The 13,015-nt window shown below is 35.9% G+C and carries 12 protein-coding genes and 3 pseudogenes; 7 read left to right on the forward strand and 8 right to left on the reverse strand.

Annotated elements, in window-relative coordinates; translation table 11 throughout:
• Positions 1 to 212: 212 nt before the first annotated feature.
• Positions 213 to 512 (reverse strand): annotated as a pseudogene (locus ACIQ0C_RS07825) (MarR family winged helix-turn-helix transcriptional regulator); the annotation flags it as partial.
• Between the two features lie 53 nt (positions 513 to 565).
• Entirely contained in the window at positions 566 to 1,657 is a 1,092-nt protein-coding gene (locus tag ACIQ0C_RS07830; RefSeq protein WP_403058776.1) for a low temperature requirement protein A, read from the reverse strand.
• A 267-nt stretch (positions 1,658 to 1,924) separates the two neighbouring features.
• Between ACIQ0C_RS07830 and ACIQ0C_RS07835 the strand changes: the two genes are divergently transcribed.
• From ACIQ0C_RS07835 to ACIQ0C_RS07855, 5 genes are all read left to right on the forward strand, one after another.
• Positions 1,925 to 2,485 carry an NADPH-dependent FMN reductase gene (locus tag ACIQ0C_RS07835; RefSeq protein ID WP_403058778.1) on the forward strand — a complete coding sequence of 187 codons (561 nt, stop codon included), beginning with the start codon at positions 1,925 to 1,927 and terminating at the stop codon, positions 2,483 to 2,485.
• 173 nt (positions 2,486 to 2,658) lie between these two features.
• Positions 2,659 to 3,303, forward strand: a complete 645-nt coding sequence (ycaC, locus tag ACIQ0C_RS07840) for an isochorismate family cysteine hydrolase YcaC (RefSeq protein WP_403058780.1) — start codon at positions 2,659 to 2,661, stop codon at positions 3,301 to 3,303.
• Positions 3,304 to 3,516: 213 nt separating this feature from the next.
• Positions 3,517 to 4,161 carry a hydrolase gene (locus ACIQ0C_RS07845; protein ID WP_053535280.1) on the forward strand — a complete coding sequence of 215 codons (645 nt, stop codon included), beginning with the start codon at positions 3,517 to 3,519 and terminating at the stop codon, positions 4,159 to 4,161.
• Entirely contained in the window at positions 4,158 to 4,751 is a 594-nt protein-coding gene (locus tag ACIQ0C_RS07850) for an antibiotic biosynthesis monooxygenase (RefSeq protein WP_403058783.1), read from the forward strand. Before ACIQ0C_RS07845 ends, ACIQ0C_RS07850 begins: the two co-directional genes overlap by 4 nt.
• A gap of 13 nt (positions 4,752 to 4,764) precedes the next feature.
• The gene (locus tag ACIQ0C_RS07855) at positions 4,765 to 6,597 is read left to right on the forward strand and encodes an amidohydrolase (RefSeq protein ID WP_403058785.1); all 1,833 of its coding nucleotides are present in this window, start codon (positions 4,765 to 4,767) and stop codon (positions 6,595 to 6,597) included.
• A gap of 124 nt (positions 6,598 to 6,721) precedes the next feature.
• Here ACIQ0C_RS07855 and ACIQ0C_RS27250 read toward each other — a convergent pair.
• A pseudogene (locus tag ACIQ0C_RS27250) lies at positions 6,722 to 6,802 on the reverse strand (IS6 family transposase); the annotation flags it as partial.
• Positions 6,803 to 7,098: 296 nt separating this feature from the next.
• Here ACIQ0C_RS27250 and ACIQ0C_RS07860 point away from each other — a divergent pair.
• A pseudogene (locus ACIQ0C_RS07860) lies at positions 7,099 to 7,797 on the forward strand (IS110 family transposase); the annotation flags it as partial.
• A 31-nt stretch (positions 7,798 to 7,828) separates the two neighbouring features.
• Here the strand turns inward: ACIQ0C_RS07860 and ACIQ0C_RS07865 are convergent.
• The 5 genes from ACIQ0C_RS07865 to ACIQ0C_RS07885 form a co-directional block, all read right to left on the reverse strand.
• A complete protein-coding gene (locus ACIQ0C_RS07865) occupies positions 7,829 to 8,305 on the reverse strand; it encodes a GyrI-like domain-containing protein (protein WP_403058787.1) in 477 nt (158 codons plus the stop codon).
• A gap of 196 nt (positions 8,306 to 8,501) precedes the next feature.
• Positions 8,502 to 8,786, reverse strand: a complete 285-nt coding sequence (locus ACIQ0C_RS07870; RefSeq protein WP_403058789.1) for a DUF3784 domain-containing protein — start codon at positions 8,784 to 8,786, stop codon at positions 8,502 to 8,504.
• 221 nt (positions 8,787 to 9,007) lie between these two features.
• Positions 9,008 to 9,649, reverse strand: a complete 642-nt coding sequence (locus tag ACIQ0C_RS07875; RefSeq protein ID WP_403058791.1) for an HAD hydrolase-like protein — start codon at positions 9,647 to 9,649, stop codon at positions 9,008 to 9,010.
• 118 nt (positions 9,650 to 9,767) lie between these two features.
• Entirely contained in the window at positions 9,768 to 9,869 is a 102-nt protein-coding gene (locus ACIQ0C_RS07880; RefSeq protein ID WP_096341107.1) for an LPXTG cell wall anchor domain-containing protein, read from the reverse strand.
• 413 nt (positions 9,870 to 10,282) lie between these two features.
• Entirely contained in the window at positions 10,283 to 10,990 is a 708-nt protein-coding gene (locus ACIQ0C_RS07885; protein ID WP_403058793.1) for a DNA alkylation repair protein, read from the reverse strand.
• 540 nt (positions 10,991 to 11,530) lie between these two features.
• Between ACIQ0C_RS07885 and ACIQ0C_RS07890 the strand changes: the two genes are divergently transcribed.
• A complete protein-coding gene (locus tag ACIQ0C_RS07890; protein WP_403058795.1) occupies positions 11,531 to 12,148 on the forward strand; it encodes a cell wall hydrolase in 618 nt (205 codons plus the stop codon).
• Positions 12,149 to 13,015 lie beyond the last annotated feature (867 nt).

Below are 13,015 nucleotides of genomic sequence, written 5' to 3' on the forward strand. Positions count from 1 at the left end.
GTCAGAAGGAGAAAAAGTTATAGTTGGGGTTGATATTATTGAAGTTTTCACAGGAAGCTATATTGAATTAGCGATTACTATTTGAAATAGCAAGAAAATTAGAGAAGTAGATAGCTTCGCAACAAAACTCCTTTTTATCACTTACCAGAAATTGAAAAGTGGTTTTAAGTTTACAGGTGCTTTTACCATTAATGCTGATATGTCATTACCTCCTATGGTTTTTGAATTTTCCTAAGTAAATCTAGAAGCTGTTTTTTTTCCTTGTAATTTAAGTTAGAAAATTGTGATGCCTGAAATTGTTCTTGTTTTGAAACAATTTCATAAAAAAACTCTTTTCCAACCTCAGTCAATGAAAGGTATTTTGTTTTCCATTCCTGTTCCCGATTAATCAATCCCAACTCTTCCATTTTCCTTAATAGTTGAGTGATATTGCCTTTCGTCACAAAAAGCTTGTTTGCAAGTTCTTGTTGAGACAAGCGCTCATGCGAACCCACTTGAACCAAGATACTATATATACAAATAAACCAGCACTATAGTTTGATACTGGTTTATTTGATGCTTTTATTTATGTAGTTGTTAATTTAGCATAGATGATAAAAAACAGGGTTAATTGTCCTATTATCATAATATTTGGTATTACTACAATCAAATTAATAACAAAAAAGACTGCTAAAATCCCTAAAAACAAGCATAAATGATAAATTTTCAAACGGTGTTGTTCAAACCTGTATTGATGAAAAACAATTGTAGTTGAGAGGAAATAGAGCAATACAGAACCAAAAACAAAATATAGGATAAAAGAGTATTGGACCTCATGTAAAAATAATAGTCTAATGGATGCTGCAACCATACTCAAAGACATTAAAATAAACAGATGACCGTAAATAATAATTTGACCAGAAGTTTGTCTAGACTTGTTGAGTTTCTTCTCCATGTTATCGAAATATTGCCACCACATCGAAATAATGAGGATAAATGAAATGATCGCAAAGCTTATTGAATCCCAATTTCCTTGTTTAGGTTGAATGACCGCAAGAGTGCTTATAAGAGCTTCCCCAAAGAGAATAATGGAAAATAGACCAAATCTCTCTAACAAGTGGGCTGTATTAGTCGGAACCTTTTCTAAACACTTTCTTCCAAGCAGTGGAATAATAATATCGATAAGAATTCCGAAATACAACACAGCATACCGAATCCAAGAATCAAAAAAGACGGATAATAATGAAATAACGATTCCAATCCAAAAATATCTTCCTAGAAAGAGCGCTGCTTGCTTACGAACTCCTGCTTCTATCCGCTGGACAATAAGATATTGGATCGCAGTCACAGCCCTTAACCCAATATAACCTATTAAAAAAGAAAGATAATGAGGATCAAAATCAGCTGATAAGCTTGATGTCATTATTAGGACAAAAAACATTTGCAGGATCAAAAAGATTCGTTGATAAAATAAATCTTTTCCGAAACGGTTAACAAAGATGGTTTGCCCTACCCAAGCCCACCAGATCGGAATGAAAATTAAGACAAACTTTACTAAATACTCTACATGGATATGACCATCTTCAACATGAAGTAAAACATGAGTTGCAGCCGCAACCGCCGCCACAAATAACAAATCATAAAAAAGTTCTAACCACGTGACTTTCTTTTCTTCCATTTCTGCACTCCCTCCAATTTTTTTATAGTAACTAGTATGCTGGAAATATAAAGTAATTGGAAGTGAAAATAATATAGGTATAGTCTATTTGTTATAGTCACAAAGACTAGACAATAATAAGAAAACTAATGAGAAATCCTTACATCCCAGATTTTTTTGTAATAAATACTTCATTAAATTAAACAGTTTAAGATTAGGCATAATGCCACTTTTTTCAGTTTGGTATATCATGGTAGGATGAGGTGATTTTAACAGAGGAGGAAATATATGACTAAGACCATTGGCCTTATTTGTGGTAGTTTACGAAAAAACTCTTATAATCGAATCATTGCTCAATCATTAAAAGAGATGGATGATTCCCACCAATTTCGTTGGATTGAGATAAATAATCTACCTTTTTTTAATGAAGACTTAGAAATAAGTGTTCCAGAAACAGTGACATCATTTAAATCTGCTATCCAGGACGTTGACGGTATCATTATTGTAAGTCCAGAGTACAATTCTGGAATTCCAGGCGTATTAAAGAATGCATTGGACTGGGCATCAAGACCTCGGGAATCCTCTGTTCTTAGCAGAAAACCGGTTGGCCTAATTGGAGCAACTCCTGGGGGATTAGGTACTGTTTATGCTCAGATGCAAATCAGAGAAATACTAGAAACTATGCAAGTTCATGTTCTTCCGTTTCAAAAAGTGCTGATTTCTCAAGTACATGAAAAGATTGATTCCGATCGGAAAGTGCTTACTGACGAACAAACAAAACGTTATCTTCAGCGTTATTTACAACAATTTATAAATTGGATAGATAAAACTCTTGTTTTAGATAAATAGAAGTAGAGCAAGCATTTTTAAAAATAAATCTGACGTTTTTTCTGATTTTCAAGAAAATTATTGACCTCAATATAAGTTTAGTTATAAACTGATTGGGAAAATGAAGAAATTTATGATAAATACTCCAATGTTTAAACTTTCTTCATTACCTTAATTATTAGGAGGAATACATAATGTCTGATCTCTATTCTCGTATTCGCAAAGATGATGCTGTCGTTCTTTTAGTGGATCATCAAACTGGCCTTATGGCTGGACTAGTTCGTGACTATGGTGTTGATGAATTTAAGAACAATGTTTTGGCTCTTGCTCACACTGCTAAGTTTTTTGATTTACCAGTTATTTTAACAACAAGCTTTGAAAACGGACCTAATGGACCACTAATGCAAGAATTGGTTGATCTTTTTCCTAACGCGCCTAAAATAGCTCGTCCTGGACAAATTAACGCATGGGATAATGATGATTTTGTAAAAGCAATCGAAAAAACTGGAAAAAAACAACTTATCATCGCGGGCGTAGTTACGGATGTTTGCGTTGCTTTCCCGGCACTTTCCGCTATAAAAGCTGGGTATGAAGTATTTGCTGTTACTGATGCTTCAGGAACTTTCAGTAAACAAGTTGCAGAAGCTGCCAATACGCGTATGGCACATAGTGGCGTGCAACTTATGAACTGGTTTAGCGTAGCATGCGAACTACAACGCGATTGGCGCAACGATGTCGAAGGTTTTGGCAATTTGCTTGCTAGTAATCTTCCAGGTTATCAAAATGTAATTGGAAGCTATATGGGAGCTCAGCGAGATCTTAGTAAACAAAATGCATAAATTTATTCCTAAGAAATAGCTATCAATCACTTTTTTTAAAAGTGGATAGCATAAATTTAGCGCTGATTTAATCAGCGCTCCTTTTTAAATACGAAGTATAGCAATGCTTTTATTTTTACGATTACAGCTGAAACTAATAATTGCCTTTGAGAAAATATTAAAATTGTTTCAAAAAACTTTATTTGAAACAATTTAAAAAAGGAGTGTTTTATTATGAGTAATTTAGAATTGTTAACTCCGGAGAACAGTGCATTAATTTTGATCGATTTTCAGCCTCAAATGACTTTTGGAGTTGCAAGCATTGACAGACAAACATTAATGAATAACGTTATGCTGCTTGCTAAATCAGCAAAAGCTTTTAACGTACCTACTATTCTTACTACAGTTGAAACACAAAGCTTTTCTGGTTATTTTTGGCCACAAATTCTTGACATATTCCCAAACCATGAAATTATAGAACGTAGTTCAATGAACTCTTGGGAAGATTCAAAATTTGTTGAGGCAGTTAAAGCAACAGGTAGAAAGAAATTGATATTTGCAGCACTTTGGACTGAAGTTTGCCTTGCATTCCCTGTGCTTGAAGCAATTAAAGCTGGCTATGAAGTTTATGCAGTTGATGATGCTTCAGGTGGTACTAGTTTGACAGCACATAACGCCGCTATGCGTCGTGTAGAACAAGCTGGAGCAATTCCAGTGACAGCAATTCAAGTTTTACTTGAATACCAACGTGACTGGGCACGCAAAGACACTTATGATGCTGTTATGGAAATTGTAAAAGAACACACTGGCGCTTATGGTCAAGGCGTGGAATACGCATATACTATGGTACATGGCGCTCCTCCAAGCAGGAAAATATGAATCAAGAAAGAGTAACTGCCGGAGAAACTCATAAAGGGAACACTATGGATGCTGGTGGTCCAGTAACAACAATTGTTACATGGGAAATCCAAGAAGGTAGGGAAAAACAGTTTGAAACGTGGAGACATGAAGTCGAAGCTGCCGCTACTAAATTTCCAGGGCATTTAGGCGTAAATCTAATAGTCCCCAATAACGGATCCAGAGAGTATACTGTTGTTTTTCGCTTTGATACGTATGAGCATCTACGTGCTTGGCAAGAATCAGATATTCGTCGAGATTTGTTAAAAAAGGCAGAACCATTTCAAGCTACTAATCCAACTTACAAAACTGAAAGCAGTTTGGCTTATTGGTTTGTTACTCCGAAAACGCCAGTTCCACCGCCAAAATGGAAAATGTCTATTGTTACCGTTCTTGGTGTATGGCCTCTTAGCAAGTTGGTTCCTATAGTGATAGGGCCTATAATAAAAAATATGAATCCTATAATGTCAGCCTTTTTTGTTTCTGTATGTATAGTGTCCTTGCTATCATGGGTAGTAATGCCAGTTCTCGGTAAAATATTTCATCCGTGGTTACAGAATAATAGGAAGTAGACGAGGTGTGAACATGAATTTACCGGATATGATTTTATATAACGGAAAAATCACTACTCTTGACCCATCTCAACCTGAGGTATCGGCTATCGCCATAACTGATGGTTTAATCACTGCGGTAGGTGGAGATGAGCTTCTAGATAGTGCCATAGAAAAAACCAAAAAAATAGACCTTAAAAGAAAGAGAGCTATTCCGGGCTTGAATGACTCTCATATACACGTTATTCGTGGCGGTCTTCATTATAATATGGAATTGCGCTGGGAAGGTGTGCCATCACTTGCTATTGCTCTGGAAATGCTTAGAGAGCAGGCAAGGCGTACACCTGCTCCTCAGTGGGTAAGAGTAGTTGGAGGTTGGTCTGAATTTCAGTTTAAAGAAAGACGGATGCCAACTTTGGAAGAGATTAATGCTGTTTCTGAAGACACGCCTGTCTTTGTGCTACATCTTTATGATAGAGCACTTGTAAATCGAGCAGGGCTGCGTGCACTGGGATACACAAAAGATACCCCAGACCCTCCGGGCTGTTTAATTCAGCGGGATAAACGAGGTAATCCAACGGGTCTTTTAATTGCTAATCCTAACGCTTCTATTCTATATTCAAGTTTGGGTAGAGCTCCAGTACTTAATATTGACGACCAGATTAACTCAACTCGCCATTTTATGCGCGAATTAAATAGATTAGGTATCACAAGTGCCATTGACGCAGGTGGCGGATTCCAAAATTATCCTGATGATTACAAAGTTGTTGAACATTTAGCCGAGAAGGATCAATTAACTTTGCGTATTGCTTATAATCTATTTACGCAAAATCCAGATCATGAATATGAAGACTTTGCTTCATGGGCAAAAATTGTTTCTCCTGGTCAAGGAAATGATAAGTATAAAATGAATGGTGCCGGAGAAATGTTAGTATTCTCGGCAGCCGATTTTGAAAAATTTCAAATGCCCCGGCCCGACCTAGCTACGGTGATGGAAGCTGACTTAAAGAAAGTAATTTCTCTATTGGTGGAAAACCGTTGGCCATTCCGTTTACATGCAACTTATGACGAGTCAATAACACGTTTCTTAAATGTTTTTGAGGAAGTCAACAGAGAAATTCCATTTAATGGTTTACGCTGGTGGTTTGACCATGCAGAAACAATCTCAGATCGTAGTATGGAACGTGTTAAGGCTTTAAATGGCGGTATTGCCATCCAAGACCGCATGGCTTTCCAAGGTGAATACTTTGTTGATTTATACGGAAAGGAAGCTGCAAAGCATACTCCTCCGATTTATCGTATGCTAGACCTGGGTATACCTGTTGGCGCCGGTAGTGATGCAACGAGGGTTTCCAGCTATAACCCTTGGGTTGCTCTTTACTGGATGGTTGCAGGAAAAACCATTGGTGGTCTTTCGATATATGATGAAAAGAATAAACTTGACAGAAAAGTAGCTCTGGAACTATATTCCAAAGGAAGTGCGTGGTTCTCCGGCGATGAAGATAAAAAGGGTACCCTTGCAGTAGGTCAGTTTGCTGATATTGCTGTATTGTCTGCTGACTACTTTACTGTGCCAGAAGAAGAAATCAAAGACCTTGAATCATTACTCACCATTATGGGTGGGCAGGTTGTTTATGGAAATGATGAATTTAAAAATTTATCACCTGAATTGCCGCCAGCATCACCTGATTGGTCACCGACGGGAGTTTATGGTTATGGTGGTGCTAACCTAGCCGACAATATACTTTCTCACGATGCCCATGATCACAAACATAGTTGCAGTAACCCTCTCCATCAACACACTCATACCGTAATAGGAAAAGATGGAACTAAATGGGGTATTGGTTGTACTTGCTTTGCTTTCTAATAAGGGTTTGGGGCCGAGGACGGACCCAAATAGTAATGGTATTAAGATCATAATGGTAAGATGGGTTCTGGTGCAAATAATATGTAAATACGAAATAGCAGTGTATCCCTAACGGAATCTACTACTATGAGGTAAGACCGAAGAGTTGATTGATTAACTTGATATGTTTTTTGACAGACTTCTCTCCTTGCAAAGTCTGTCCTTTTTATATCCGCTATATTAATCGCCTATTTTATACCAAGGGATGCAAATAAGAAACCTGAGGGGTCTGTTTTCTCTTATTTTATTAAAATTGGAGTAATATTTAATAAAAAAGACTTACCTATTTGCTATATTATTTCAACAGTGCTCTTTATTTCACTAGTCGGCTATTATACAACCCTAGAAAGTTATCTAAGTGGTCCTAATTTTAGATTAAACCACTGGCAAATACTATTGATTCGAGCTGTTGGTTTCATTGGAATGTTAGTTTGTTACAGATATTGCCTTGACCCTTCCTACGGTCTTGGTTTACTTGAAAAATTTCTGGATGAAGTAAGGAGAGAAACAGGTAAGAAACCACCTATCGTCCTTGAAGCAACAGGACATTATCATTCCTCTGTTGTTCAATACTTGGAGGACCGTGGGTATTTATTGATCATCATTAATCCACTGATTTCTTATAAGGCTAAAAGTTCAAGTCTTAGGAAAGTAAAGACAGATGCGGTTGATGCTTACCAGCTCTGCGAGCTGTTTTATAAAGAAGACCTAGAGCCATATAAAAAACGTGGAGTTCAACTATTAAACCTTCGGAATCTTACAAGACAGCACGAGAATATAACTGGAGTATTGATCCATACAAAGCTACAATTTCAAGCCATTTTGGACCAAGTCTTCCCCGGATATAGAGGGGTTTTCGGTGACTTATATTCAGTAGTATCATTCTTAACTCTTTCAGAGTTTCCCTCATCTGAAGACATATTAGAGACAAGTTTAGAAACAATAGCTGACAAAATCGCTCAATTATGTAAAAGTCGCTCATACAGATGTGCTAATGAAAAAGCTATTGAACTCAAAGCTGCAGCAAACCGAAATCCGTTTGAAAAGACTTTGTATCAGAGTCATATGTTGAGTCTTAGTATTTTTATAAACATTATTCTTCAATACAAAGAGCACCTATCGAAGTTAGAGACAGAGATAGATGCTCTCGCAAAAGAAGTTTAATGAAAAATATTGACAAACTATTAGCTGGTTAAGTTGAAGAAGATTTTTGATTTGTCTTTTCAGCTTGAATTGGTAAATAAATCTGTACTTCTTCATCTCCTTCCCCCATAAGGTGATATGTCTCGATAATATAAGAATCGAGATCTCTTTGATAACCTTGTTCTTCTGCCCAATTCAATAAATTTAAATGAAGTTCTCCCAAATTAGATATATGTCCTCTTGTAGTTATGTAACTTTTATTTATTTCAATATAATCCATTCCTGTTGGTACTTCATTTAATTTCTCACTCACAATTAACCCTACATAATAATGACCTATCCTATGCTCCTCATCCTTTTTAGGCTCAAATAATGCAACTTCGGTCTCTGTTGGATTTAGTATTTCGTTTGAGCGACTTAATAGTTGCTTTGCAAGCAAGGGTACTTCATTACCAAAGTTAACAAACTCCCCACTACCTTTTAATCCAACAAGCTTAAATTCTTTTTTGACCATCATAAACGACATATTAACCTCTCCATTCACGCAAGAAATCCCATAATACTCTAATTTTATTTGTTCAACAAAAAATCCTTTCTTCCTGCATTGAAGTAAGGATTTCATACTGATTTCTGCAACTGTTATTGAACTAAACTGCCCCGATAGTTGCATAAGAAAAAGAGCTGATCGAGATCGTCACAGCTCATTAAAGCTATAGCACCTTTCAGTCAAGTAACCTTCTATTGATAAAAACATATACAATTGTTAATAAAAGCAACATAGCAATTATAAGAATCGTAAATTCATAAGGATAGTCAATAAAACTATTGAAAACTACTAACAATCCTAACGGTAGAAAAAAAGTTCCACCTGTCACTGTACCTAATAAAGACTTATTTTTTATCATTTTTTCATTAAACCCTGCTAACAACCAGGTTTGTTTTTTCACAGCTACTAAGTACGATATAAGTAAAAGAGCTATACCAATAACCAATAATCCATAATCCACCTTTTCACCCCCAAAGGACCATTTTATGTCTTGCTACTTTTAATACCAACTAAAAAGGTACAAGTTCCCTTTCCTTATTTATTTTACCATAAACAAACCATTTCCCTGATTCAACTAATCTGCCCCGATAGTTCATTAAGGGTATTTTTTCACTTTAATCCGAATGGTGATAATGCTAGAATCGCACTTTCAAAAAGCCGCCAATTGGCGGCTTTTTGAGTTTAAACAAACTCTAAGATTTCTTTGAAATTATTCACTACAAAATCAGCTTGTTTTAATTCATCTTCTTGAGCAAAGTCAAAGTTCACACCAACGGCAATAAGTTCATTATCCTTAGCAGCAGATATATCTGAAGAACGGTCTCCGACAACGTAACCATTTTCAATTTGATTTTTATTTTTCACCATTTGCACTAAATCTGATTTATGTCCAGATTTAATTAGTTGAATACTATATGTACTTTGAATAAATCTATCCAAATTATAAGTTTCTACAATTGCTTGTAAATATTCTATCTGTCCATTGCTGGCAATAAATAAGGGATACTTTTTACTTAACTCATTTAATGTTCTCTCCACATCAGCATATAATGCACCTTTTTGTGCTTGGATTAGTTCTATAAGCTTTTTATGAAAAATCTCATTGCTCTTTACTCGTATTTCTAGTGAGTGGTTTGGGCAAAGTGTTTCCCATACAACCGGTATAGGCACACCCATAATTTCCCTATATTGTTCAATCGGCGTTTTTGTATCCCATAAATTTTCTTTTCGTAGTACATCAAATGTTTCTTCTAGGGCAGGTTCTAAAATTAAATTCGTTTGAAATAAGGTTCCATCCATATCAAAAATAATTGCTTTACTCATTGAAATTCCCCCTCCCTCTATCTCCCATTAAAACATAATAAAATTTTAAAAAAAGAGCTGCCTTAAAGACAGCTCCGATCTTCAGCTAACGCACCCGTTACTTGAATTAGAAATTTAATTAGCTTTTCTTGGTCCTCTTAAAAAATAAATAACCTAAAACACCTAAAATTAATGCTATACCTCCGAAAACAATAACTTGATATATAATATCCCCTAACATAACCTGTTCCTCCCATTTCTAAAATACATTTTCCTAAATCTGTATACGAGATTTTTCTAAAAAGGTTTCAAAAGATAGTTTGATTCTAAAAGTCTTATTAAACTAAACTGCCCCGATAGTTCCATTAGAAAAGGAGCTGCTGATCAGCTCCTGTAATGAAGTATCGAACCTGTTAGCTTAACAAGGATCATTGGGAAGATAAATTGGAGGCTGTTTACCAACTGCACTTGTTGTATCAAATCATCTTCAAATAATTGATATTCCGATAGAAAAGATCTTGTTTTTTCATTTAGTTGAAATGGCTTCAAGTATAATTCACCCACATTTATTGTGAATTGGTTCATCAACAATGAAAAAGGCTGCCGAAGCAACCTCCATTATTGAAATTACGCTTCAATTTTGCGAGACTAATTTTAACATCTTACATGCTTGCGTTTAAAACCAAGCTTTCCTTTACCGACTTCTTTTTGAATACTTTCGTAAGCATTCAGAAAACTGCTTTTTTTCTTGTCCCGTTTGACTTCTACGATTCCTATTTCCTTTGCGGTCTCGACTGCCTTTTCATGGAGCGGCAAATATGAAATCCCCACGGTGTATAGAAAGTTATTCATAGCGGATTTCGTCCGTTCTGGCGAATCGTGAATCGTATTTTTCACAAGGTCAAGCATATTGGAAATCTTGCTTTCTGAAAATTCAACGTCTTGTCGATTCCCTAAAAGCCAACAGTAGCAACTCCAGCCGGCTGACATTCTCAGCTCTTCACCGCTTGCAATCCATTTATCAGAAACTTCTTGTGCAATATCTGACTCTGATAAAGTTACAGCCACTACATAATCGGACAGCATATAAAAATACGCAGCATCCATCCAGCGATCATAATCCGACTCAGTCATGGCTTTTGGGTCTGCAATAATGCCTGCAAAGTACATTGCATCATAGTTGCCTGTCGCATAAAGCTCTTCAGCTAAACTCTGATTTATTTTTATTTTCCTTACAATTGGTTTCATGGCGCCTGTCGCCACGCCAAAGAGCGGCTCATGCGCACCATTGGATATGTACATTTTTTTAGTTCGTTCCTTGCCAAGGGCTTCGAGCTCCTGCATGACCATTTCTAAATTCATCGTTTAGCACTTCCTTCCTTATGGAGTTTCCCCTTAATATTGTGCCCATCAAATATCTATCACCATTATCCTATAACAGACTACCATTTGTCAGCAACACTACGTCTAAGCATATGAGTGTTACAGAGGAATCCACTTAATGCATGTTGGCACTATGTTCTCGAACCGATGGTAAGAAACCATGCCTTCTGAATATAGTTGCTTGGGATTCCCCTTTGTTCATGTTCTACTCCCCTGCCCCGGTAGCTCCATAAGGGGTCTTGTAGCATTCCCATCAAGTTAAAATTTCTTTATACCCCAAAACGAAAAAAGCTATATTCAGCAGCATTTACAGAAAGAATAGCTTAATTTTTCGTTTTGGGTATAATCCTTTTACTTAGCTTGATTGCGATAGGGCAGTACCCCAATAAACAGATAAATTTGTCTGAAAATTTCCTCAATTTTTGGTTTAAAATAGGAACAATGTAAGATAAATCTATTTTTCTTGTATGATAAAGTAGAATAGTAGGGAAAATGAATCGAAGGATGTGGTATCGTTTGATGTTAAATGTAAAAAAAATGTCGTTTGTTGTTTTTATTTGTTTCATGTTTTTTATACCCAATTCAATCTTTGCTCAAGAAATTTTACACAATGGAAGTCAAGGACAAGCAGTTTATGACTTACAAGAAAATTTAAAGAAAATGGGTTACTTTAACAGGCAACCAACAGGGTATTATGGTTCAATTACTGATCAAGCAGTGAAACAACTTCAACTAGATTCTGGAATATTACAGGATGGAGTTTTTGGATTCCAAACACAACAAAAATTAAATAGTATTGAAATGATGGCCAGGGTTGTTCATGGAGAAGCTCGAGGAGAAACTTATGAAGGAAAAGTAGCTGTCGCTGCAGTAATTTTGAACCGAATGTCAACGCCAGGTTTTCCTAAAAATACTTACGATGTTATTTTCCAGACAAATGCTTTTACAGCTGTACATGATGGGCAATATTATTTGACCCCAAATAGCCATTCTTATCGAGCTGTTATTGATGCATTACAAGGTTGGGATCCTACTCATGGTTCTGTTTATTATTATAATCCGTTCTCGGCAACAGATGAATGGATTTTCACAAGGGAAACAGTCATTAGAATAGGCAACCACTTATTTGCAAAGTAAAACCAATCTACATACATATTGAGGAATGATATTTATAGTTTCGTATTATAAACTATGTCGTGGGGTATAGTTGAAAGGTCGGGCAGTATTTGCCCGACCTTTTTGGCGGTACCCCCATAAGAAAAAGCTGCCTTAAAGACAGCTCCGATCTTCAGCTAACATGCCCCTTAGCCATCCATGAATCGCAAAAATCGGCGATTCACCACAAAGAATGAAAATAGTCAGGAAGTGTCAAACTAATACTGACCTTAATCCAGTCAACCCTAATCCATAGATAACTAATTTCATCTGCTTTTATCCACTTTTCAATATCATCATTTATGTTGTTCATTAATTTATTTATCCCTCAACATTTTATCCCCCCTTTACCCCCTTTAGTTCTTTAAGAAAAGGAGCTGCTGATCAGCTCCTGTCATTTAAACTGCCCCGTTAGCTCCATAAGAAAAAGAGCTGCCGAAGCAACTCCCTTATTGAAGTAAAGCACCTTTTTAGTTCTATCAGACTTTTGGTAGAGTTGACATAAACTGTGTATTAAAAAAGCCGAAGTTACTCAACGGCAAATTCATATAAATATTTATTACTAAAGCTATAAATTCTGGTCAGTATAATGGTGCAAAAAGAGAAATACTCCAAGCTATAAGAATAAAAGATACAGTTAGCCAAAATGTGTTCTTTGCAGTACTTTCATGTGCTACTGCTTTTTTAATAATACTGACTAGATTTAAACAAAATATAATACAAAAAATAGGCATAAAGTTTTCAGCAATTAAAGTGAAAAATTGGTACATTTATTTATCAACCTTTCTCTCATGAATAAACAATTGATGGATTATTATGTAAAACAATTTTACCACATATTTCGGTACA

It is taken from the genome of Peribacillus sp. NPDC096448 (assembly GCF_044762675.1).
In the GTDB taxonomy this organism is placed as follows: Bacteria; Bacillota; Bacilli; order Bacillales; family DSM-1321; genus Peribacillus; species Peribacillus frigoritolerans_B.